At 65.1% G+C, this 20,380-nt stretch carries 21 protein-coding genes, 1 tRNA gene and 1 pseudogene; 7 read left to right on the forward strand and 16 right to left on the reverse strand.

Translation table 11 applies throughout. The annotated features are described in order from the left end of the window. Window positions 1-184 precede the first annotated feature (184 nt). On the reverse strand, window positions 185-1,024 hold the full coding sequence (locus IFT79_RS07115) for a M15 family metallopeptidase (protein ID WP_192123430.1): 840 nt from the start codon (window positions 1,022-1,024) through the stop codon (window positions 185-187). A 193-nt stretch (window positions 1,025-1,217) separates the two neighbouring features. Here IFT79_RS07115 and IFT79_RS07120 point away from each other — a divergent pair. From IFT79_RS07120 to IFT79_RS17060, 3 genes and pseudogenes are all read left to right on the forward strand, one after another. Beyond that, window positions 1,218-1,745, forward strand: a pseudogene (locus tag IFT79_RS07120) (GntR family transcriptional regulator); the annotation flags it as partial. A gap of 9 nt (window positions 1,746-1,754) precedes the next feature. Then, on the forward strand, window positions 1,755-2,330 hold the full coding sequence (locus tag IFT79_RS07125) for a hypothetical protein (RefSeq protein WP_192123432.1): 576 nt from the start codon (window positions 1,755-1,757) through the stop codon (window positions 2,328-2,330). A gap of 424 nt (window positions 2,331-2,754) precedes the next feature. Beyond that, window positions 2,755-3,522 carry a DUF3800 domain-containing protein gene (locus tag IFT79_RS17060; protein WP_192123433.1) on the forward strand — a complete coding sequence of 256 codons (768 nt, stop codon included), beginning with the start codon at window positions 2,755-2,757 and terminating at the stop codon, window positions 3,520-3,522. A 142-nt stretch (window positions 3,523-3,664) separates the two neighbouring features. On the opposite strand, the gene IFT79_RS07135 is transcribed toward IFT79_RS17060, so the two are convergent. Next, a tRNA-Arg gene (locus IFT79_RS07135) sits at window positions 3,665-3,737 on the reverse strand. A 56-nt stretch (window positions 3,738-3,793) separates the two neighbouring features. Continuing rightward, a complete protein-coding gene (locus IFT79_RS07140; protein ID WP_192123434.1) occupies window positions 3,794-6,466 on the reverse strand; it encodes a phage tail tape measure protein in 2,673 nt (890 codons plus the stop codon). A gap of 1,315 nt (window positions 6,467-7,781) precedes the next feature. Between IFT79_RS07140 and IFT79_RS07145 the strand changes: the two genes are divergently transcribed. Further along, window positions 7,782-8,309, forward strand: coding sequence for a hypothetical protein (locus IFT79_RS07145; protein ID WP_192123435.1), 528 nt, complete (start codon window positions 7,782-7,784; stop codon window positions 8,307-8,309). Window positions 8,310-8,621: 312 nt separating this feature from the next. Here IFT79_RS07145 and IFT79_RS07150 read toward each other — a convergent pair whose 3' ends face one another. From IFT79_RS07150 to IFT79_RS16880, 7 genes are all read right to left on the reverse strand, one after another. Further along, window positions 8,622-9,227, reverse strand: a complete 606-nt coding sequence (locus tag IFT79_RS07150) for a hypothetical protein (RefSeq protein ID WP_192123437.1) — start codon at window positions 9,225-9,227, stop codon at window positions 8,622-8,624. 105 nt (window positions 9,228-9,332) lie between these two features. Continuing rightward, complete coding sequence (locus tag IFT79_RS07155; protein ID WP_192123438.1) at window positions 9,333-9,725, reverse strand: helix-turn-helix domain-containing protein; 393 nt, start codon at window positions 9,723-9,725, stop codon at window positions 9,333-9,335. Beyond that, a complete protein-coding gene (locus tag IFT79_RS07160) occupies window positions 9,715-10,086 on the reverse strand; it encodes a hypothetical protein (protein ID WP_192123440.1) in 372 nt (123 codons plus the stop codon). The genes IFT79_RS07155 and IFT79_RS07160 overlap by 11 nt, the downstream gene beginning before the upstream one ends. Continuing rightward, window positions 10,083-10,376: a hypothetical protein gene (locus IFT79_RS07165; RefSeq protein WP_192123442.1), complete on the reverse strand. Its 294-nt coding sequence runs from the start codon at window positions 10,374-10,376 to the stop codon at window positions 10,083-10,085. The genes IFT79_RS07160 and IFT79_RS07165 overlap by 4 nt, the downstream gene beginning before the upstream one ends. After that, the gene (locus IFT79_RS07170; RefSeq protein WP_192123444.1) at window positions 10,373-11,020 is read right to left on the reverse strand and encodes a hypothetical protein; all 648 of its coding nucleotides are present in this window, start codon (window positions 11,018-11,020) and stop codon (window positions 10,373-10,375) included. The genes IFT79_RS07165 and IFT79_RS07170 overlap by 4 nt, the downstream gene beginning before the upstream one ends. 220 nt (window positions 11,021-11,240) lie before the next feature. After that, window positions 11,241-11,609 carry a hypothetical protein gene (locus IFT79_RS07175; protein ID WP_192123446.1) on the reverse strand — a complete coding sequence of 123 codons (369 nt, stop codon included), beginning with the start codon at window positions 11,607-11,609 and terminating at the stop codon, window positions 11,241-11,243. A 37-nt stretch (window positions 11,610-11,646) separates the two neighbouring features. Further along, window positions 11,647-11,964: a helix-turn-helix domain-containing protein gene (locus tag IFT79_RS16880; protein ID WP_342211789.1), complete on the reverse strand. Its 318-nt coding sequence runs from the start codon at window positions 11,962-11,964 to the stop codon at window positions 11,647-11,649. A gap of 6 nt (window positions 11,965-11,970) precedes the next feature. Between IFT79_RS16880 and IFT79_RS07180 the strand changes: the two genes are divergently transcribed. Both IFT79_RS07180 and IFT79_RS16885 read left to right on the forward strand, forming a co-directional pair. Beyond that, the gene (locus IFT79_RS07180; protein ID WP_192123448.1) at window positions 11,971-12,528 is read left to right on the forward strand and encodes a helix-turn-helix transcriptional regulator; all 558 of its coding nucleotides are present in this window, start codon (window positions 11,971-11,973) and stop codon (window positions 12,526-12,528) included. Next, a complete protein-coding gene (locus tag IFT79_RS16885) occupies window positions 12,503-13,591 on the forward strand; it encodes a tyrosine-type recombinase/integrase (protein ID WP_192123450.1) in 1,089 nt (362 codons plus the stop codon). Before IFT79_RS07180 ends, IFT79_RS16885 begins: the two co-directional genes overlap by 26 nt. Here IFT79_RS16885 and IFT79_RS07190 read toward each other — a convergent pair. The 4 genes from IFT79_RS07190 to IFT79_RS07205 form a co-directional block, all read right to left on the reverse strand. Then, entirely contained in the window at window positions 13,576-13,959 is a 384-nt protein-coding gene (locus IFT79_RS07190; RefSeq protein WP_192123937.1) for a DUF779 domain-containing protein, read from the reverse strand. The two genes, IFT79_RS16885 and IFT79_RS07190, sit on opposite strands and share 16 nt — an antisense overlap. A gap of 92 nt (window positions 13,960-14,051) precedes the next feature. Continuing rightward, window positions 14,052-15,593: an acetaldehyde dehydrogenase ExaC gene (gene exaC, locus IFT79_RS07195; protein WP_056045771.1), complete on the reverse strand. Its 1,542-nt coding sequence runs from the start codon at window positions 15,591-15,593 to the stop codon at window positions 14,052-14,054. A 94-nt stretch (window positions 15,594-15,687) separates the two neighbouring features. Then, window positions 15,688-16,929 carry a GAF domain-containing protein gene (locus IFT79_RS07200; RefSeq protein ID WP_192123452.1) on the reverse strand — a complete coding sequence of 414 codons (1,242 nt, stop codon included), beginning with the start codon at window positions 16,927-16,929 and terminating at the stop codon, window positions 15,688-15,690. Window positions 16,930-17,160: 231 nt separating this feature from the next. Further along, complete coding sequence (locus IFT79_RS07205; protein ID WP_192123454.1) at window positions 17,161-18,084, reverse strand: NAD-dependent epimerase/dehydratase family protein; 924 nt, start codon at window positions 18,082-18,084, stop codon at window positions 17,161-17,163. 125 nt (window positions 18,085-18,209) lie between these two features. Between IFT79_RS07205 and IFT79_RS07210 the strand changes: the two genes are divergently transcribed. Beyond that, window positions 18,210-18,926 (forward strand): TetR/AcrR family transcriptional regulator, encoded by a 717-nt coding sequence (locus IFT79_RS07210; RefSeq protein ID WP_192123456.1) that lies wholly within the window; start codon window positions 18,210-18,212, stop codon window positions 18,924-18,926. Window positions 18,927-18,983: 57 nt separating this feature from the next. Here IFT79_RS07210 and IFT79_RS07215 read toward each other — a convergent pair whose 3' ends face one another. Both IFT79_RS07215 and IFT79_RS07220 read right to left on the reverse strand, forming a co-directional pair. Continuing rightward, a complete protein-coding gene (locus IFT79_RS07215) occupies window positions 18,984-19,319 on the reverse strand; it encodes a TraR/DksA family transcriptional regulator (RefSeq protein ID WP_342211790.1) in 336 nt (111 codons plus the stop codon). 11 nt (window positions 19,320-19,330) lie between these two features. Continuing rightward, on the reverse strand, window positions 19,331-20,353 hold the full coding sequence (locus tag IFT79_RS07220) for a glutathione S-transferase family protein (RefSeq protein ID WP_123570205.1): 1,023 nt from the start codon (window positions 20,351-20,353) through the stop codon (window positions 19,331-19,333). Window positions 20,354-20,380: the final 27 nt, after the last annotated feature.

Raw genomic sequence — 20,380 nt, forward strand, 5'->3', positions numbered from 1 at the left:
ACCTCATCAGGAGATCCGGCCCTGAGCCCGACCAGGGGAGGGATTCCCCCTCTTGGGTCCGCCTAGCCCCTCCGGGGTCAGGCGATGTCTATTTTGGGTATTTTTCCACAATGCACGCACGACAGTGCCCCCTAGCTATTCGGCTAAGGGGCACTTCTTAGAGCGCAATCAGGACAGTGGACACCTAGACCGCAGTCTTTTCGGCGACCGTCGCGTAGAGAACGTTCAGCCCGTCGTAGTCGGCCCCAGAAAGCTCGCGGAACTTTGCTCCATCTGCGATCAGCAGGTCGATCACTCGCTGACCGTCAAGGCCAGTCTGTGCGGTAAGCGTCGATCCGATGGGGACGTAGCGTCCTGCACAGGCAGCAAAGTACCGACCAGTGCCTGAGCGCTTGTAGATGGTGTAGCTCTCGCCGTTTGACATGAGATGTTCTGCTTCCTCGGGTGTGGTGGGGGCTGTGATTGTGCCGGTGAATTCCCAATGCCAGGCTTCGGGAAGGCGCCCACTTGGTTCGGCCCAGGCTGGGTGAACGCAGCCGTAGACTCCGGCATATGCCTTTAGCCAGTTGTAGGTTGCGTCATTGAAGGAGATGCGGCGCTGGTCTCGTGTGCCTACGTCGATTGCGGTTGCCCAGCCGTGGGGAGATTCCCCGGGCGTTGCGGCTTCGCTGCCGTAGTCCTTCTTGGCTTGCACCTGCTCGGCGTAATTGCGGTAGCCGTCATTGATCGGCAGGTTGTAGCCGAAGGCCTTTTGAAAGGCCGTGTTCATGGCTGTCAAGCTGGGCAAGATGTCCGACCGGATGGTCCTATTCGGGTTGAAGCCTTGCGTGCGTGTCCACGAAATTAGCGACAGCTGCGAGGCGGGCACATTCCCATTTGTGTACGTCGCCCCAAACGCCGGAAGCGGATCGAGAGGGCCAAGCCCGATAGCAGCCGCGATGGCCGCCAGGCCCGAGCCGACAAGAACTGACCGCCTCGATAACCCCCCGTGTGCCGTCTTTTCGATTGTGTGATCTTGCGTCAAAAATCCCCCTATGAGTTACCGCCGAGGCTAGGGACAGCTAGGGGGCGTGAGTAGTCGGCATTCAAGCCCACATGCGCTGTCACCCAAAGTTCTTGAAATATCAGACATACCATCGACTATTCTCAAGTACATGCCGATCCCTTAGGCCGAAAGAACCACTGGCCCTCGTCGACTCCTCCGCGATGTCGTCTTCGACAAGATGCTCGCTGCCATCGTGGACGGCACGCTCGAGCCAGGTGAGCGCCTGAACGACGACCAGCTCGTCAAGTGGCTTGGCGTCTCTCGCACACCTGTCCGCGAAGCGATCGCGCAGCTCCACAGCTACGGTCTTGTCGAGATCGAAGCCAACCGGTACACGCGTGTGGCCGAGCGTGACGAGAGTGTCTACGCGGAGGCAGCCCAGTTGCTCGAAGGCCTGCACGACCTCGGGGCGAAACTAGCCGCGGACAAGCTTGACGCGGGCAGCCGGAAAGCTTTGAGCAAGTCCCTGACCGCTGCGTCCAAGCAGATCAAAGCCCACGACCCTGCCGGCGCTGCAGCACTCCTGGACGTGCGCGGGGAGCTAACTGCCTTTAGTGGCAACTCGCTTCTCATGGCGGCCGAGAAGCCGCTGCGGACGCGCGTGCAGTTCCTTCAACCTCGCGAAGCGGCCGCATATGAGTGGGAGGCGCTTGCAGGAGAGTCGGAATCGCTCCGTTCCCAGCTCTCTGACTCCAAGTAGGCGAGCCTCGTGCAGGACATACGTGAGGCAATTGACCGACTGACCGCAGCAGTCGAATCCCAAGGATCACCGTTCGAACTGTGGTCGGGCATCATCATCCCCTTAGCGGTCAGTGCTCTTAGCTCGGGACTAGTGATCTTCGTTCTGGTCTTTCAGCATCGGGTGCGAAAACGTGAGCTAAGCGCGGAAGCTGCTATCCGGGCCGACGAGCGCCGAGAAGCGGTTCTAGTAGCCCGCGCAGCGGCCAAGAGGCGAGCCGCCAGCACCTTCATATCAGCTTTGAATACTGCATACACGCAGAATGCATTTCGACGCAATAAAACTCAAGTGGAAGACGCTCGTACGCGAGTTGCCATAGCTATTGAGAATGTTCAGGCCGCCGCCACGCTGGAACTTGATGACGAGGACATGCCGATTAGGTATTACGTAAACAACCGGCTCGGAGCCGCCTTTACGGCCGGCGACAGTGCTGCCTCTTCAAAGATTGCTCGAGCTGCAACCGAAAACGTTCGCCGCTGGTTGCGCGACGAAATCACTGTCGCCGAATTGCCCACAGAACGAGACCTCTCGATTCCAGAGAATTAGACATTGCAGGGAATGGCAAGGGCAGGTTCGGAAGGTAGGCCAGACCGCTTCGTGGGATGGGTACAAAGCCACCTGGTCCCACCACCTGGACAGCGGACTCAACCTCACTATTGAGGATGTCGAAGCGTGACCACTCAGCTAGCCCGACAAAGTGCCCTTCCCTCGTGACTACTCGTCCGCGGGGGGTGTCGTTGCCTAAACCATCTTCTTTGGCGACAAACAGCAGGTCTGCCACGAAAGGGTGCGCTGCATGGCGCTTGTGCATGCAGAAATATGGCAACTTGATTGACCGACGACTCAGGTGCCGGTGCCCTCTGCCCACGTACGGCGTGGGCGGATACGGTTGCTCTCATTTGAGCTTCAGTCGCCTCCCAGGGCGCATATCCCTTAGGGTCAAACCGTCATAACACCGAGGGGGACTGCAATGCTGCTGGCTTACATAGATGAATCGGGCGATACCGGGAATCCGGCTCTGGGCGGGTCGTCAGCTTGTTTTAGCTTGGGCTGCGTGCTCATTGAGGCCGATAAGTGGCCGCAAGCTCTTGACGACTACATTGCGTTCCGCGGTCGCATGCGGTCAGCGACGGGCGTTCGTTTACGCGACGAGATTAAGGCCAACTACTTGATTCGTGGAAGTGGACCTCTGACGCCCCATCAGCTCACGCTTGGACAACGGCGGTTCGTCTTTCGGTCTCACCTCCAGGAGCTATCGACCCTAAACGCTCGGGCCTTCTCAGTCGTCGTGGATAAGGCCTCGGCGGGAGTGAGCGGAACGGCTTGTTTCGAGCTGGCCTGGCACACTCTGTTGCAACGCCTAGAACGCACGTCGACCAAGGAAAACAAGTCGGTGATGCTCTTTCACGACGAGGGCGAGAACGACTCCGTAAGACGACTTATGCGTCGAGCGCGCCGACACCTCGTGGCGGGCAGCGCTTTTGGGGGACCTCCGCTGCGATTCTCAGCACGTCGGTTCATCGACGATCCCGTTCCTCGACAGTCCAACCACTCGTTCTTCATTCAGATGGCTGACCTCGTTGCTTATGCCGGATGGCGGTCGTACATGGCGCCCAGCACTCGAGTGGCCAAAGTTGCCCCGGCGTCTCTCTGGGGGCAGATCGGAAGCGCCACCCACACTGCAGTCAATGGCCTCAAGCCGGGTGCGTCACAGCCGGGCGTCGTCATTCGCAAATAAAAAGATAAGCCCCTCGCAAGCTGAACTCGCGAGGGGCGGCAAGCGCCTAACCAAGCCATAGGGCGAGGGTTAGCACTTACGAGAAATGTACCAGATCTAACCTCGCTGGTCAGAACAATCAAGGAGTGTCAGCAGAAGTCTGTCCCGGTGAGTGGATTCGAACCACCGACTTGCAGAGTAGAAACCCGCTGCCCTGTCCTCTGAGCTACACCGGGCCGGAAGGGGCCACCTATCCTGGTGGCCCCTTGGCGGAACTCGCGGGGAGAGGCATTTAGCGGACTTGCTTGCCCATGCGGTTGCTCATCTGCCCCTGCTGGTCGGCACGGTCGACAACAATCTCGACATACTTCGTCAGGTCGATTCCGCCCTTCGACTGAACCGTGATGTTTACGGGCCGATCAGAGCCGCCCCCGCCGCCGCCCTGGTAGGTGTTGGCGTAGGTGACGTATTGAGTGGCCCTGTAGGCGTTCCCGTCGATGGCTCCACCCTCGGCGTATCGGCTCCACGGCTTCACGCCCCGGTCCAGTGCGGCACGCATGGCGTAGACACCTGCCTGCCCCCCAAGGTTCGCGACGTCCTGAGCGTCGAGCATGTGTTCGCCGGCTGATGCCCAAATGGGGACACTGTCCGACGTCGCCGTGCCCGGTCCCTCGATGGCCCCACCGAACGCGAACCCGGGGCGCGTGGTCCCACCCGACTGCGGAGTGACGTCCGCTCCACGGTCCACGATTGCCTGAATGCGCGCCTGCCGGACACGAGTCAGGTTCGCCAGGGCTGCCTCTGCATCGGCAAGTCCGGTAATCTGAGCCTGCGTGTTGATGTTGGACGGGATCAGCCCCAGACGGTCGGCGTAGTCCTCTGCGGCCTGCCCGTTGATACCGAACTGCCCGAGCGCCTCGATCAGCTTCTGACGACCATTCGCGATGGCAGCACTCGCCGCGTCCTGAGATCCGGTCTGCTCGAGCGTGGCCGACGACAATTTGATCGTCGACTGCGCAATCTGGTCGAGTGCCGCCTGGTTCGCACGCCCCTTCTCGGTGCCGACGTCCAGGCTGCTGCCGTTGGTCGTAACTGAGTCGGTCAGGCCGTCCAGTGCCGCCTCGAAGTCGCGGGTGGACGAGTTCACGTCGAGCTGCGCGGACCCAAACCCCTCAATTGCAGCCTTGAGATCATCGACGCTGGTCGAGGCTGCTTCAGACGCCGACTGCACGTCCTCGAAGCCGGTAGCCACCTGGTCGGTAGCGCCCGCCGTTTCCTCGCTCACGCCCTTCATGGCCTCAAAGCGCTCTTTGCTCTGCCCGACCGCCTCGTTCGCGTTCACGATGGCCTGCGTGGCATTGCCAGCAGCGATGCCCTCACCCGTGAGAAACGAACCGACGTTGTTCGTGTCGGCCAGCTTCGACTTCACTTCGTCGAGAGCGTTGCCACCCTTGATGACCGCCGTGGTGAGTTCCTTCGCGCTCACGCCAGCTTTCGCCGCCGCTTCGTACGCACCATCGTCGGCAAGCTTCTTGACCAGGGCCGCACGGGTGTAACTCGTAAACGCACCCGTCGTCTTGTCGAGCGTGTCCGCGAGCTGAGACGCCGTCGCCGACACGTCAGCCTGTTTCTCGGCGTACAAAGCCAGCCCGACCGACGCGACGGCCACGACACCACCGATGCCCGCAATGCCTCGAGCGGCAGATGCACCACTGATTCCAAGGGTGTCCAAACCGCGCTTGAACTCGGCGACCTTCGGTAGCCCGAGCAGCGCGGCACCGCTCACCAGGGCGATAGCGGACGAGACAGCAGCGACAGCAGTACCAGCCTGCAGTACAGGTGCCGGCAGGCTGCCGATGCCGTCGACGAGTGCGGTAGCGGTCTGCACCAGCCCCCTCAGCGTGTCGTTAGCCCCCGACCCGGACTGGATGAGGGCCGTATCGAAAGCGCCACCCAAACGCTCGACGTCGCCCCTCAGGTTGTCAAGCTTGAGTCGCGCCGTCTCGGCTGCGTAGCCCTGATCGTTCGTCTGATCGATGTACTTCTGAATGCCCTCGGCACCCTGCCCGTAGAGGACGTTTGCCGACCGGATCGCGTCATTGCCAAAGATCTGCGCGAGGGCCGCGTTACGTTGCTCATCCGTCAGCCCGGCCAGCTTCGTCGAGAGCTGACCCGCAATCTCGGTGTACGAAAGCATCTGCCCGTTGCCGTCGTAAAACGAGAGATTGTACTTCTCCATCACTTCGCGCGACTTGTCAGTCGGAGCCTGCAAAGCGATGATGGCCGACTTAAGCGACGTGCCAGCGTCGGAACCGAGCAAACCCTGATCAGCGAACGCAGCCAGCACGCCCGTGGTGTCCTCGATGGACTGCCCCGCGCCGTCAGCAACGAGGCCTGCCTGACTGAGAGCAGCGCCGAGGTCAGAAACGTCGCCGACAGCCTTGCCAGCACCTGCAGCGAGCAGGTCAGCTACGTGGCTTGCCTGGTCGCCCTCAAGGCCGAACTGCTTGAGTGCGATCGCCGTTTGCTGCGCTGCGTCGGCCACTTCCAGCCCGCCGGCTGCCGCTAGGTCGAGGGCGCCCGAGAGTCCGCCATTGAGAATGTCCGCCGTGGTCAGACCAGCCTTGGAAAGCTCCTCAATGGCCCCTGCCGCCTCGGTGGCGCTGTAGACAGTTGATGCCCCAGCAGCCACCGCAGCATCACTGAGCAGCTTCATGTCGCCCTCGGTGGCGTGCGTTGCCGCCTGCACCCCGGACAAGGCCGCGTCGAACTCAGCAAACTTGGCCACCGCCAGGCCCACAGCAGCAGCAGCGATGCCACCGAAGCCGACCAGGCCCTTGCCAAGGCCCTCGATAGCTGCGCCCTTTTGAGCCAGCTTTTCCGATTCGTTGCCAAGCTCTCTGGTCTTCTTCGCTGCCTGCTCAAGGCCGCTGAGATAGTTGGTCACCTCGGCGACGAGCGTCACCTTCGTCTGTCTGTTGCTACCGGCCATGACTGGCCCCGCTTTCTGCACTGGCCCACTTTTGGGCATAAAAAAGCCCGCTCGGTCGAGCGGGCCAATATTCGTATTTAGTTGGTCGGAGGCAAAATGACACTCAGGTGCATGTTCTTCGCACGGTAAGCTGCGCGCCTTCTTGCCTCGGATACTGCACGAAGCGGCGCATATTGGCCATTTCGGCGAGCAAATCAGCCCCCTGTGATCAGCACGAGCTGCTCGAATGCGGCGCTTCGTGGAACAGAACCTTGTATCCGAGCGAGGCGCCCGAAGCGTTGCGGCGCAAAGGCTGCAGGTCATCAGCTCCACAGATCGGGGTTAGTCCGTGTTACGGATAACTCGCTAGTACATTAGACATTGTTGTCTAATTGGCAATCCGAGTTGCGAGATTTGGCGACTGCGCAAATAGGTCGTTGCCGAGGTCGCCTGCGGGGCAAAAGGCCGCTAAAACGGGCACAAGAGGCCAGTCAGGGTTGCGCAAAAAACAGGGGAAGACCGCACGCAGGATCAGAATTGCTATCCGACGGTATACCTGGGAGAAGTCTGGGTGGTACCCCCATCCCCATCTGGCATATCGATATGTCTCAGCGTGACTGCCTCGCCCTGAGTTGGCCGTCCTCGCTTGGGCTTGTCATCACCCTCGAAGGCATGCGAATCCACGGCGGGAAATGGGCTCACCTCAAGTATGGTGATCCTATGAACGGTCTGCCAAGTTCGGCCTCTCGTCACGCCGCAAAGTCGGGCGTCAGGCGGGACGGCGCTTCTGTGCGCGTGGAACAAGGGCGCACGTGGACCATCGGTGCTGATGGGCGGGCTGATGAGGATCTAGCTCGACTTATGAGCGATTACAAAGTAAGCCGGGTCACAATTGGGCGGCAAAGAGACCGGGGTCGAACCCAGCTCCGGATTCTCAAGGTTCTCTTTGTTGTCACCGCCGCCGCGAGCGTGGCACTGTCACTCCTTCTCATCTTTTCGGCGGCGTCAAGTTCCGAGACGGACCTTGCCTTAATCAGCCTGGGAGCTGCCGTTCTCACCACGTTTGCGTATCTTGTGCCGCTCTCCGCGTTTCTCCGACGCGAAAAACGTAGGAGAGAGGAACTGAGGCGGCTAGCAATAGTCCTCGACATCCTTGAGCGCAATGACGTTGCTATGCACGAACATCATCTGAGGCGCCTGGCGGGCGATCGCCAGGTTCCGTACAAGCGTTCGGCATAAGCCGCGAAACATGGCTGATACTCAACCCGCGGCTACAGGTAGTGATCATCCTGTCGCCCCACCTCCCACCATGCCCTGGTTGCCCCCCGATGCTCTTGCGCCGCCCGCTGCTTCGGAAGCTGTATCGACAGATGCAGCGATCGCGACTTTCTTCGGTGGCTTGTCTGAGCAACAAAAGCGGCTCATCGGCATAGCCATCGAGGTCGACATTGCGGCTCTTAGCAAGCGCACGAAGGAGGTCGCGATTCACGAGGACGAAGCGGCCTATCTGGCAGAGCTTCCCTTCGAGCTGACTCGCGAGTTGAGCAACCTGGCAATTGCGCGCGCTCGCATGACCAACAGTCAGCACCTTCAGCGCGGGGACATTGATTGGGCAGCGGCGCGCATACTTACCGGTCGAAGAAATAGTCGCCTGCTTCCCTTTGCCAACAGTGTCGGTGGACTTATCGCCGGCATTGGAACTCCCTTCATTTGGGAAGCGGCTTCGTCCACCGAGGCGTCATCTCCCGCCGATCTGCTCTTTGGCCTTTGCTTTACGGTGCCAGGAATCATCCTCTTCTCTATTGGGGCGACTCTGAGCTTGAGTCGGCGAAGCTAGGCCCGACTCGAACGGGCTGCGCACCGACTGCGGCTTGGGTGGTGTGGGTTAGTGGAAGCGATTAGCGGCGGCCTGCTCACGTCGGATCTCCTCGACACCCACACGTGCTGCGTCCAGGCTCGCCCCATGATTGTTGGTCATTGCGTCTCCGACGTAATTGGGGATCGCGGGCACGGAATCTTCCGTGGGGAGAGAAAGGTTGCCGCCCCGGAGGTACCCCGGGTGGACCCGTCAAGGGGTGCCCCCACCCCATATATCGGCTCGTATATCGGTGCATTCGTCGATCGGACGATGCCCTGTCGAGCGGAGGTCTCAGCCTTCGGTCGATGCCATGCCATTGATGGCGCTGTCGCTGAGGGCTGCGATCTCGGTGGGCTTCTGAACGGCAAACATGGTGTCGTCGAACATGGACTGGAAGTCATCGGGTGCGCTCAGTCCCCAGAGTTCGACGACGTCCTTCTCGAGGTCGGGTGTTGCCTCGATGTACTGGTTGATGGTGCCTACCTCGCCTAGCTCGAAGGCGCGGGCGAGGACTGCTTTGCCGAGGATGGTGTCACCACTGAGGTTGGCGGTGCGGAGGATGGGGATGAGGTCGGCTTCGTCTTTGACGCTCGATACTCGATCCATGGCGTCGCGGTAGCTGATGGTGTCGGTGCTGAGTGCGCCGGCTTTGAGGCCGAACAGGTTGCGCTCGAGGGTGGCGCGTCGGGTAACGCGGCCTGTGTCGTACGTGGTGCCGAGCGCGTCGAGGGTGGATCGGGTGCTGGTGTACAGCTTGGCGATCGCTTGCTGCTTGCCCTGCGGGGTGAGGCGGTTGTCTGCGCGGATAGTGTCGGCACGGCGCTGGAACTCGGTCTTGGTGTTCTCTGCCTGCTCGTGGAGCGGGCTGGCGTATGTGGTGGTGGGGTTGGCGGGCATGGGGGAACCTCCTGGTTCTGCCGAGACGTGCTGTCAATCAGCTACATCTAGGTTCTCCCGACTGCCGCCAACCCCACCTGTTGTATGCCACATGTGGCAGTGTTATTAATCTGTGCGGGCGTAACGTCTCACGGATGCGAGGCTGATGATCCACCTGTTCTCGACCAGCCGCCCCTCGAGCCTCCCTTTCTCGCAGGCGTCCCGGACACCCCGAGTCGAGAGGTCCAAGATGCCGGCAGCCTGGCGAGTGGTGACCGTTGCTGCGACGCCATCCTTGACAGGCTCGGACTCCCGGGCGGGGTCCGGTGGCATGTACGCCAGGGCCGCCCGATGGAGGCTGCTGAGGACGTCGTAGATCTCACTGTCAGCGGTTCGGACTCTGAGGCGGGCTTCGTCAAGGGCCGTGTACCGCTTCAGGAACGCGGCCACCCGCGCGGGGACGATGACGATCGGGCCATCATCCCCGTGCAGGTACGCATCCGGGGCCTTAGCTGCCACTGGCCTCCTTCACCGCCTTCCAGTCCTTCACGGCCCGCGCACGACGATCCGTACTTGTTCCATCCAGTAGCCGGAAGGCTGGCTCGAGGTGCAGCGCCAGGAGGTTCAGCACCGCGCCGTACATGACGAGTTCGAAGGTGTCTGGGTCGTGTTGCTTGTGCCGGACCAGAACGTCCATCGCTTCCGTGTGGTCGTGCGACGTGGCCGCCAGTTCCATGGCAAGAGCCATCGATGCAAGGCCCACATCTCCCAGCCCAGAGACTGCAACAGGCTTACCTGCCGCCTCGTAGATGACCGAGCCGTGGTTGAACAAGTCAGCGACATTTTTCAGCCACGCATTTACTTCATTCTGGTTCTTCATGCGTTCCTGCCCTTCAGGCGGTAAGTGTTCGTCTTCCCCGAGCGCGACGGCTGCAACTCGGCAATTTCACGCAGGTACAACAAGACGGCCCGGGCCACGTCCGGCTGCAGATTCACCGTCACAACCTCAGACGAGACCTCAGGGGCCGCGGACGGGCGAACCAGCCGCGGCCCCCTGATCTGCCAATCAGTCGCCGACACACCCTGCTCAAGCAGCACCGCCACCGCATCAAACGTCGGATCACGATGCGGGAGAACAGCACGCCCCAACTCGGACGACTCGTCCATCACGCGACCGACCTCCTTGCAGCCGTATGCGCCTCGTCCTGCTTCGGGCAAACAGCGGTCGGGTAGTCGGCATCCAGAGGTGCGAGGCAGACAGGGCACGCCTTGCCCTGCGGGATCGGAGCAACAACCCACGAGGAGGTGGTTCGAGGGGTCGAATTATTTTCTGCCTCTACCTCGCCTGTCTTTTCGTTGAAAGCGACCCCAAGTGCTTCTTCGTCCCGGCCTGTCCTGTCCATTTCGTTCGACGAATCGTGCCCATCTGACGAATGGTTGGACGAGTCGATCGACGAATCGTTAGACGAATCGTTGAAGCGGACTTCCCTTGCCGCAGGCGTGCCTTGCCCGCGCTTGGCCCGGTTCTCCTTGTTGACGGTCTGCTGCTTGATGACGGCTTCGCGCAGACGCTGATACCGGGCGTGATGGTCGATGACGTAATGCTCGTCGTCTTCGTGCCACCAGCCGCCCTCGAGTAGTTCCGTGACGGCGCTCGGGGTCTTGGCGAACCGCGGCAGGTCCACCTTGGGGATGTGCAGGTCGAGCAGCTTCCTGTTGCTCCACACGAGGCCGTCGACGTGCATTCGCGCGGCGGCGTCTGAGAGTGTCCAGGTGTCGTCAGTGAAGTCGTCCGACAGTTTGGTCCAGGTCATCGATGGTCCTCCTTTCTGTAGTCGATGCTTGGACTGCTGCTAGGGCCATTCAGGGGCAGCGGATGATCGTTCGACCCGTCCAGCAGCCGACATGAGCGTGACGGCGAGCTTGCGGGCGGACTCCGGGTCCATGTGTTCGATGACGTCGTAATCGGCGTGACGGGCGACAAGCACTACAGACTTGCTGCCACCGCTAAGGCCGGTGGTGCCCGTCGCCACGTCAGGCCCAGCTCGTCGTGGATGCCGGCCAGATCGATGCAGCATTCGCCCGCACGGCGACCTGTGCCATGAGGACGGAGTGGGCCATCGGCTTGAGGCCGAACCATGCGCGCTGCGTGTTGATCCACGTGTCGCCGGTCGTGGCTTGAAGGGTCGCTCTCGTAAACCCCTGGTCGCTCGCGGCGGCGCGCAGATTGCGTCCCAGGGCCACGTTTAGGCGGATGGCGTCCGGGAGTTGAAGGGTGCGGCTTGCGAGGCGGTTGAGTACAGTCATGGGGATCGTTCCTTCGTAGTAGGGGGTTTCGGTTGCGCCCTCGTTGCCCTGGCCGGCATCGGGGGCTTTTTTGCGGTTGCTGTTCTTGGTCAGCACGGCACCTCCATTTGGAAGTCCTCGTCGTCGGGGCGCATTACGAGGCCTCTGCGAAGGCTGCTGCGAGGTAGTCGGTGACTGCCTGCTCCGAGAACATGCGTCGGCCTGCGATGAGTGCAGACCTTGGGGCGGTTCCCTTGTGGACCATGTAGCGCAACGCGGCAGGGGAGCGCCGGAGAAGGCTTGCTGTCTCCTCGAGGGTGAGGAGAACGATGGGTGAGGTCATTGCGGCTCCGTTTCGTTTATGAACCCGGTTGGGTTCGTCTTTGAACTGCAACCTAACACCCCCAACCGGGGGCACGCAACCGCATTTGAATCCGTGTCGTTCCAAATCTGCTCCGATTTGTGCCACCATGGCTGCATGACGGATGAGGAGCAATCAGAGGCCAAGCTGACACGCGAGGAAAGAAGCTTCGCCGCCGAGGTGCGCCGGCTGCGCGAGGAGAACTCGTGGAGTCAGGCTGATCTGTCAGACCTACTTAAGAAACAGGGCCTGACCTACGTCAACAAGACGATGGTGTCCCGCATCGAAAACGCCACCAGGCCCGTCCGCATGATCGAGGCCCAGGCGTTGTCGCGCATCTTCCGTCGAACCGTCTCGGCGATGACCAACCCCGACGGACGCGAGTATCTGCTGACCCAGATCGACAGGAATCACAGCCGGGGGCGGAAGGCGTTCGTGGCGTTCAAGGACGCCACAGAGGCCTTCGTCCGCTTACAGACAGCAGCAGGAGAAGACCTCAGCCTCATCGCTCGCGACTTCAGAGATCGAGACTCATTCGACGCTGAGGCTCAGCACACGATCGAGCATTTGGACCGCAACTTGCGCACGCTGACCGAGATCGATCCCAGTGTGGTGGCTGCGGAGATCGTCGAAGCGGAGGAGCATCGTCGTGGCAAGCATCCAGAAGCGTCCTAACGGCAAGTGGCGTGCCCGCTACCGGGATGACGAAGGGCGAGAACACTCGCGCCACTTCGACAGGAAGGTCGACGCGACCCGTTACCTCGAGACTGTTGCAGTCTCGATACGCACAGGGTCATACGTCGATCCGGTCCAAGGGCGAACGACCCTCGCATCGTTCTATGCCTCGTGGTCCGCGCGCCAAGTATGGGCTGCGTCAACGCGACGCGCGTCCGACCACGCGCTCGCCGGCTGCACCTTCGCCGACGTCGAGCTAGGCAAGCTGCGACGGTCGCATGTCGAGACGTGGGTCAAGTCCATGAACCTCGCCCCGTCCACCATCGCCACAAGGATGAAGTACGTGCGTGGTGTCCTGCGCGGAGCAGTTCGAGACCGCCTCCTCGCCTCGGACCCGTCTGACGGCGTGGCCCTGCCTCGGCGGCGACGGGCGGAACACGCCATGGTGGTTCCGACCCTTGAGGACGTGAGCGCCATCCTGGCCGCCGCAGAGTTGTGGATGCGCCCCTGGGTCGAGCTGATGGCATTCGCTGGCCTCCGCATCGGTGAGGCGACGGCTGTCCAAGCGTCCGACATCGACTTCCTCAAGGGGCGTCGGCTGCACGTCCAACGCCAGATTCAGAACCACGACGGAGAGCGTCTGGTGCTGCCTCCCAAGCACGGCTCTGAGCGCTACGTGGTCCTGCCGGATCAGCTCCTGAACTCGCTGGCCCGCCACATCGAGACGATCGGCGTGCAGGGGAGTGAGGGGTGGCTGTTTAACGGTGCGCCGCCGTCACCGAACGGTCTCCGTCGCTGGTTCGAGAAGACATGCGTCCGAGCCGGCGTCACGGGCATCAGTCCGCACGACCTGAGGCACTTCTACGCGTCTTCTCTGATCGACGCAGGGTGCGACGTCGTAACTGTTCAGAAGGCGCTCGGACACTCGAAGGCCTCGACGACCCTCGACATCTATGCCCACCTCATGCCTCAGGCTGCGGACCGGACACGAAAAGCGGCAGCCGCCGCGATGGCTGCTGCCGCTCCCGCGGACTATTTGCGGACTGGTCACTCCTCGAAGTAGCCCAGTTCGGTCTCTGTGAGCATTCGGGATCGAATCAAAAAGCGCTTCCCTTCAGGACTTTCGACGGAGAACCCGGCCCCGCGGCCCGGCACGACGTCGATCGTGAGGTGCGTGTACTTCCAGTACTCGAACTGGCTCCGGGACATGTAGACCTCGATCGGGTCGATCCCGTCGACGTGCAGGTCGCCCAGGTGGACGTCGACGGCTCCCACCCGGAAGAACCCGACGGGGTAGCACATCGGCGACGAACCGTCGCAGCAGCCACCCGACTGGTGGAACATCAGCGGGCCGTGCTGCGCCGTCAGGGACACGAGGAACGCCGCCGCCTCGGGGGAGACGTCGACCCGGGAGGGGGTGGCGGCGACCATCCCGGAGGCGGGGGCCGGCGTGACCGCGCCGACCCGCGCCTCCTCGGCTGCTGCCACTGCCGGCGCGGCGGCGGCCGTCTGCTCGGGCGTCATCAGAAGAAGCCCATCGGACCGTCCGCGTAGCTGACCAGCAGGTTCTTGGTCTGCTGGTAGTGGTCGAGCATCATCTTGTGGTTCTCGCGACCGATGCCGGACTGCTTGTAGCCGCCGAACGCCGCCCCGGCGGGGTACTGGTGGTACGTGTTCGACCAGACGCGACCGGCCTGGATGTCGCGGCCGGCCCGGTAGAGCTGGGCACCGTTGCGGCTCCAGACGCCGGCACCGAGACCGTAGAGGGTGTCGTTGGCGATCTTGATGGCGTCGTCGTAGTCGCTGAAGCTCGTCAGGGACAGGACGGGGCCGAAGATCTCCTCCTGGAAGATCCGCATCGAGTTGCGGCCCTCGAAGATCGTCGGGTTGACGTAGTAGCCGCCGGTCAGGTCGCCGCCCAGGTCGGCCCGGTCGCCGCCGAGCAACAGCGTCGCGCCTTCCTGTTTGCCGATGTCCATGTAGCTCAGGATCTTCTCGAGCTGGTCGTTGGACGCCTGGGCGCCGATCATGGTGTCCATCGAGAGCGGGTCGCCCTGCTTGACCTTCTTCACCCGCTCGACGCCGTCGGCGGTGAACTGGTCGTAGATCGACTGCTGCACGAGCGCCCGGCTCGGGCAGGTGCACACCTCGCCCGAGTTCAGGTTGAAGAACGAGAAGCCCTCGAGGGCCTTGTCGTAGAAGTCGTCCCGTTCGTCGGCGACGTCGGCGAAGAAGACGTTCGGGCTCTTGCCGCCGAGCTCGAGCGTCACCGGGATGAGGTTCTCGCTCGCCATCTGCATGATCAGGCGCCCGGTGGTGGTCTCGCCGGTGAACGCGATCTTGCGGATGTTCGGGTGGCTCGCCAGGGGGGCGCCGGCCTCGACGCCGAAGCCGTTGACGATGTTGAGCACCCCGGCGGGCAGGAGGTCCTTGACGAGGTCCATGAAGACGTGGATCGACGCGGGGGTCTGCTCGGCCGGCTTGAGGACGACGCAGTTGCCGGCGGCGAGGGCGGGGGCGAGCTTCCACACGGCCATCAGCAGCGGGAAGTTCCAGGGGATGATCTGGCCGACCACGCCGAGCGGTTCGTGGAAGTGGTAGGCGACGGTGTCGGCGTCGATCTCGCCGGTCGAACCCTCCTGCGCCCGGATCGCCCCGGCGAAGTAGCGGAAGTGGTCGATCGCGAGCGGGACGTCGGCGGCGAGGGCCTCACGGATGGGCTTGCCGTTGTCCCAGGTCTCGGCGACGGCGAGCATCTCGAGGTTCGCCTCCATGACGTCGGCGATCCTGTTGAGGATCAGCGCGCGTTGGGCGATCGTCGTCTTCTTCCACGAGTCGAACGCGCGCCAGGCGGCCTCGACCGCCTTGTCGACGTCCGCGGCGTTGCCCCGGGCGACCTCCGTGAAGACCTTGCCGTTCACCGGGCTCGGGTTCTCGAAGTACTGCCCGCTCGCCGGGGCGACGTACTCGCCGCCGATGAAGTGGTCGTAGCGGGGCTTGAAGGCCACCTTCGCGTCGGGCCGTCCCGGCGCGGCGTAGGTGTTCGGGGGAGTGGTGACGGTCATGACGGTCCCTTTCGACGACGGTGTCGGGTCGGTGGCGGGGGTCGCCCGCCGCTGGCGGCAGGCTACGTCGGGCGGGGTTGCATCCGGTTGCGCGTCAGTCCCGGCCACCGAGCGCCTCGAGGTGCGCGACCAGGTGCGTCCGCCGGGGCGATCCCGGCGGAAGCCGACGCAGCAGCTCGAGCAGCACGCGCACGTCGTCGCGACCCGCGTCCGACTCGGAGTAGGACACGAGGCTCTCGATCGACCCGCCGGTGAGCAGCGCGTCCCGGACGGTCGCCGCGACCTCGACCCGCAGCGCCACGACGCCGGGTGCCGTGGACGAGGGCAGCGCCGGGCCGGTGTCGGCTCGCACGGCGGCGCGGTGGGCACCGCGGTCGACGAGTCCGACGAGCGCGTCGAGGTCGAGGGCCACCGGGCGGGGCAGGCGGTACGGGCGCGACAGGGGGACCAGCGTGGGGTCGAGGGCCTCGACGACGTGCCGCAGGCGCACCATCTCGGGGCGCAGGGTGGACACCGCGTCGACGTCGCCGTAGACCGCGTCGGCCAATTCGTGAGCGGTGTACCCGGCGGTCCGGTGGGCGAGCAGGGTCATGATCTCGGAGTGCCGGGCACCCAGCGCGATGCGGCCGTCCCCGACCGTGAGGACGGCTTCGTCACGGCCCAGGGTCGTCAGGCCGGCGGGGGAGCCCGGACCGGGTCGGACCGGCCGCCGGGGGGTGCGGGTCGGGACGCGATCGACCGCGGCCAACCCCAGGAGCGCGAGGTGCGCCTCCACGGCCGCGACGGTCGCCGTGACCAGGGGCAGCGTCAACGAGCCGGCTGCTCGCTCGTCTCCCGTGATGTCGACGACTCCGATGACGTGCCCGTCGACGGGATCGTGGACCGGGACGGCCGTGCAGCTCCAGGCCCGCACGCGGTGGTTCCAGTGCTCGTCGCCGCGGATCTGCACGCCCCGGTCGAGCACGAGGGCGGTGCCGGGGGCCGAGGTGCCGACCCGCGACTCCGACCAGCCCGCACCGGCGACGAACAGCATGTCCTCGGCCCGGCGGCGGGCCGCGTGGTCGCCCTCGACCCAGAGCAGGCGTCCGTGCTCGTCGCCCAGCGCGACGAGCAGTCCCGAGCCCGAGACGTCGTCCGTGAGCAGACGACGCACCACGGGCAGCGCGAGCGCCAACGGGTGGTCCCGACGCCAGTCGTCGAGGTCGTCCTCGGGCAGCTCGAGTCGGGGCAGGCCGTCGGGATCGAGCCGGTGCCGGGAGGCGCGGTCCCACGAGTCGCGCACCACCCGGCGCTGCGGCCCGACGTCGCGGGGCGGACGGCTCGCGGTCAGCGTCATGGAGCACCAATCGTCGTCGATCGGGGCGAGTCGGCCGTCGTGCGGCGTCGTCGCCGGGGTGCTGTCAGCGTACGGCGGCGTGCGGCCGTCGGGGAAGGGCGGCGCGTGGGGGTCTGCTGTGACCTCGGGGAACCGTCGGTCCCGCCGGCACCTCCTGCTTCCCGTCGCGCCGTCGCGGGACGTCCCCGGGGGCAGGGGCCGTCGTCGTGCGCGGGCGACAGGAGTCAGGAGTCACCGACGCACGGCGTCGCGGGCGGCCGCGATCGTCGCGTCCAGCGCCTCGGGCCACGGGGTCGGTCCGATGTCGAGCAGGAGTTCGCTCTCGGACGAGTCCACGACGAAGGGCGAGTCGAACTGGTACTGCATCGCCCTCACCTCGCGGAGGAACGGCACCGTGCGGGTCAGGCCGGCCCACAGCAGCGGGTTCCACGGGCGGACGCGACCGGTCAGGCCGTAGCGGCGGCGCGCCTCCTCGGCGATCGCGACCCGTGAGGCGTGGGTGGCGTGCGGCGTCAGCCAGGCGCGTCCCCACTCGTCGCGGTCGATGGCGGCCACGAGGGTCGAGACGACGTCGGGCAGGTACGCCCAGGCGTGCGGCTGGGTCACGTCGCCGACCGCGTGGGCGGTGCGGCCCGCGACGAGCGGCCCGAAGAAGTCGCTGCCGAGGTGGGCGTTGCGCCCGGCACCGGGCCCGAAGTAGTCGCTCGCGCGCACCTCGACGGCCCGGACGCCCCGGTCGGCCGCGGCCAGGAGCCGCTGCCAGCTGTCGGCACGCACCCTGCCCTTCCCCTCGGCGGAGGCGAGGGGCGTGTGCTCGGTCATCGGCTCGGACACCGGCCCGTGGCCGTAGAGGTTGCCCATCAGCACGATGCGCGCCCTTGTGGTGGAGGCCGTCTCGATCAGGGCCGTGGTGATGGCCGGCCACTCGACGCCCCAGGCGGGGTAGGGCGGGTTCGAACAGACCACGATCGTGTCGACGCCGTGGGCCGCGTTCGTCAGGGCGGCGGCGTCCTTGGCGTCGAGCGTGAACGGGGCGGCCCCGGCGATCGCGGTGCCGCGGCGGGTGGCGACGCGCACGGTGTCGCCCCGCTCGGCGAGGCGGCGGACGAGGGGGGTGCCGATGGCTCCGGCTCCGACGACGAGATGGGTGGGCATGGGGTCCTCCTGGGGGCGATGAGCGAGAGCGGTGCTCTCGGATCTGACCCTAGGGTCGGGCGGCCCGATACGCAAGAGCGGTGCTCTCGTTTGTGTCGCGTGCTCTCGGACGACAGGATCGGGGCATGACCACGAACGCAGGGGACGACGGACGCGACCGGGCCGTGGGGGGCGTCCGCGAGCGGGCACGGACCGAGATCGTCGAGCGCGCCCTCGCCTCGGCCCACCGGCAGCTGGCCGAGGTGGGAGCGGCCGCCCTCTCGGTGCGCGCCGTCGCGCGCGACCTGGGCATGGCGTCCTCGGCGATCTACCGGTACTTCCCGAGCCGCGACGCCCTGCTGACCCGCCTGATCACCGACGCCTACGTCGACCTCGCCGAGGCCGCCCGTCGGGCCGAGCAGGACGTCGACCGGGCCGACCACCAGGAGCGCTTCCGCGAGACGGCCCGTGCGACCCGTCGCTGGGCGATCGCCGACCCGCACCGCTACGCCCTGCTCTACGGCTCACCCGTCCCCGGGTACGCGGCCCCGGTCGACACCGTCGAACCGGCGATCGCGGTGGGGCTGCTCCTGCTCGGGGCGGTCGACGACGCGGCGGCGAGCGGAGCCACGTTGCGGGCGATGCCCGTGCGAGCCGGCCTGGCCGACGAGTTCACGCAGCTCGCCCAGGGCCTCGGGGCGTCGGTCGCCCCCGGTGTGCTGGCCGCGGGCCTCACCGCCTGGACGGCCCTCTACGGGCATCTCAGCTTCGAGCTCTTCGGTCACCTCACCAACGTCGTCACCGACCGCGACGCCTGGTTCGAGTCGTTCCTCGACGAGCAGATCGCTCGCATCTGGGGCTGACGCCCCGCTGACGCCCCCGCTGTGGGTGCGGGACGAGGCGCCGGCAGGAGGCGCGGGTCAGCTCGCGCAGTCGATGCAGAGTCGGGCGGTGGGTCGCGCCTCGAGCCGAGCCTCGCCGATCCGGGCCGCACATCGCTCGCAGCGCCCGAAGGTGCCGTCGGCGAGCCGGGCCAGGGCGGCCTCGGCGTCGGCGGCGCGTTCGAGGGCCGACCGCCGGACGGCGTCGAGCTGCGACCGTTCGTAGGCGATCGTGGACCCCTCGGGGTCGTGCTCGTCGTCGACGTTGGCTCCCTCGCGGGCCGCGGCCACCGCCTCCATGTCCCCGAGCAGTCGCGCGGCCAGCGCCAGGGCGTCGTCGCGTGTGGTGCGCAACCGGTCCGAGGGATCGAGCACGAGGCGGTGCCTCAGGCCCCGACGAGCGTCGGCACCTCTTCGCCGGCGCGGGGCGGTGCCGGGGGAGTGCCGTCGCCGAAGGGGCGGCCACCGAGCTGCTCGCGCCCGTGGTCGGTGAGCCATCCCGAGGCGTCCGGACCGACCGGGACGATGCCCGTCGGGTTGATGTCGGAATGCACGACGTAGTAGTGCGCCTTGATCTGGTCGAAGTCGATCGTGTCGCCGAACCCGGGGGTCTGGAACAGGTCGCGGGCGTAGGCCCAGAGCACCGGCATCTCGCTGAGCTTGTTCCGGTTGCACTTGAAGTGCCCGTGGTAGACGGCGTCGAACCGGGCGAGCGTGGTGAACAGCCGGATGTCGGCCTCGGTGATGGTGTCGCCCACGAGGTAGCGCTGACCGGCCAGTCGCTCGGACAACCAGTCGAGCCGCTCGAAGAGGGTGCGGTAGGCCCGCTCGTAGCTCTTCTGCGACCCGGCGAAACCGGCGCGGTAGACCCCGTTGTTGACGTCGTGGAAGACCACGGCGTTCACCTCGTCGATCTCGCCGCGGAGGGCCTCGGGGTAGAGGTCGGGGGCACCCTCACGGTGGTGGGCGGTCCACTCGGTCGCGAAGTCGAGGGTGATCTGGGGGAAGTCGTTCGTGACGACCTTGCCGCTCGGCACGTCGACGATCGCCGGCACGGTGATGCCGCGCGGGTAGTCGGGCGTGCGGGCGAAGAACGCCTCTTGGAGGCGTTCGATGCCGAGGACGGGGTCGCGACCGTCGGGGTCGAGGTCGAAGGTCCAGCTGCGGGCGTCGTGCGTGGGGCCGGGCAGGCCGAGCGAGATCGCGTCCTCCAGCCCGAGCAGGCGTCGCGAGATGACGCTGCGGTTCGCCCAGGGACAGGCCCGGGCGGCGACCAGGCGGTAGCGACCGGCCTCGACCGGCCACCCGTCGACGGCATCGCGCGTGATGCGGTCCTCGATGTAGTTGGTGTCGCGGGTGTACTCCTGACCCGGTTCGACGTAGCTGCCCTTGACCTGCTGATCGCTCATGTCGCCACCCTACGCACGGGGTGTCGG

It is taken from the genome of Frigoribacterium sp. CFBP 8759, from assembly GCF_014841655.1.
GTDB lineage: Bacteria > Actinomycetota > Actinomycetes > Actinomycetales > Microbacteriaceae > Frigoribacterium.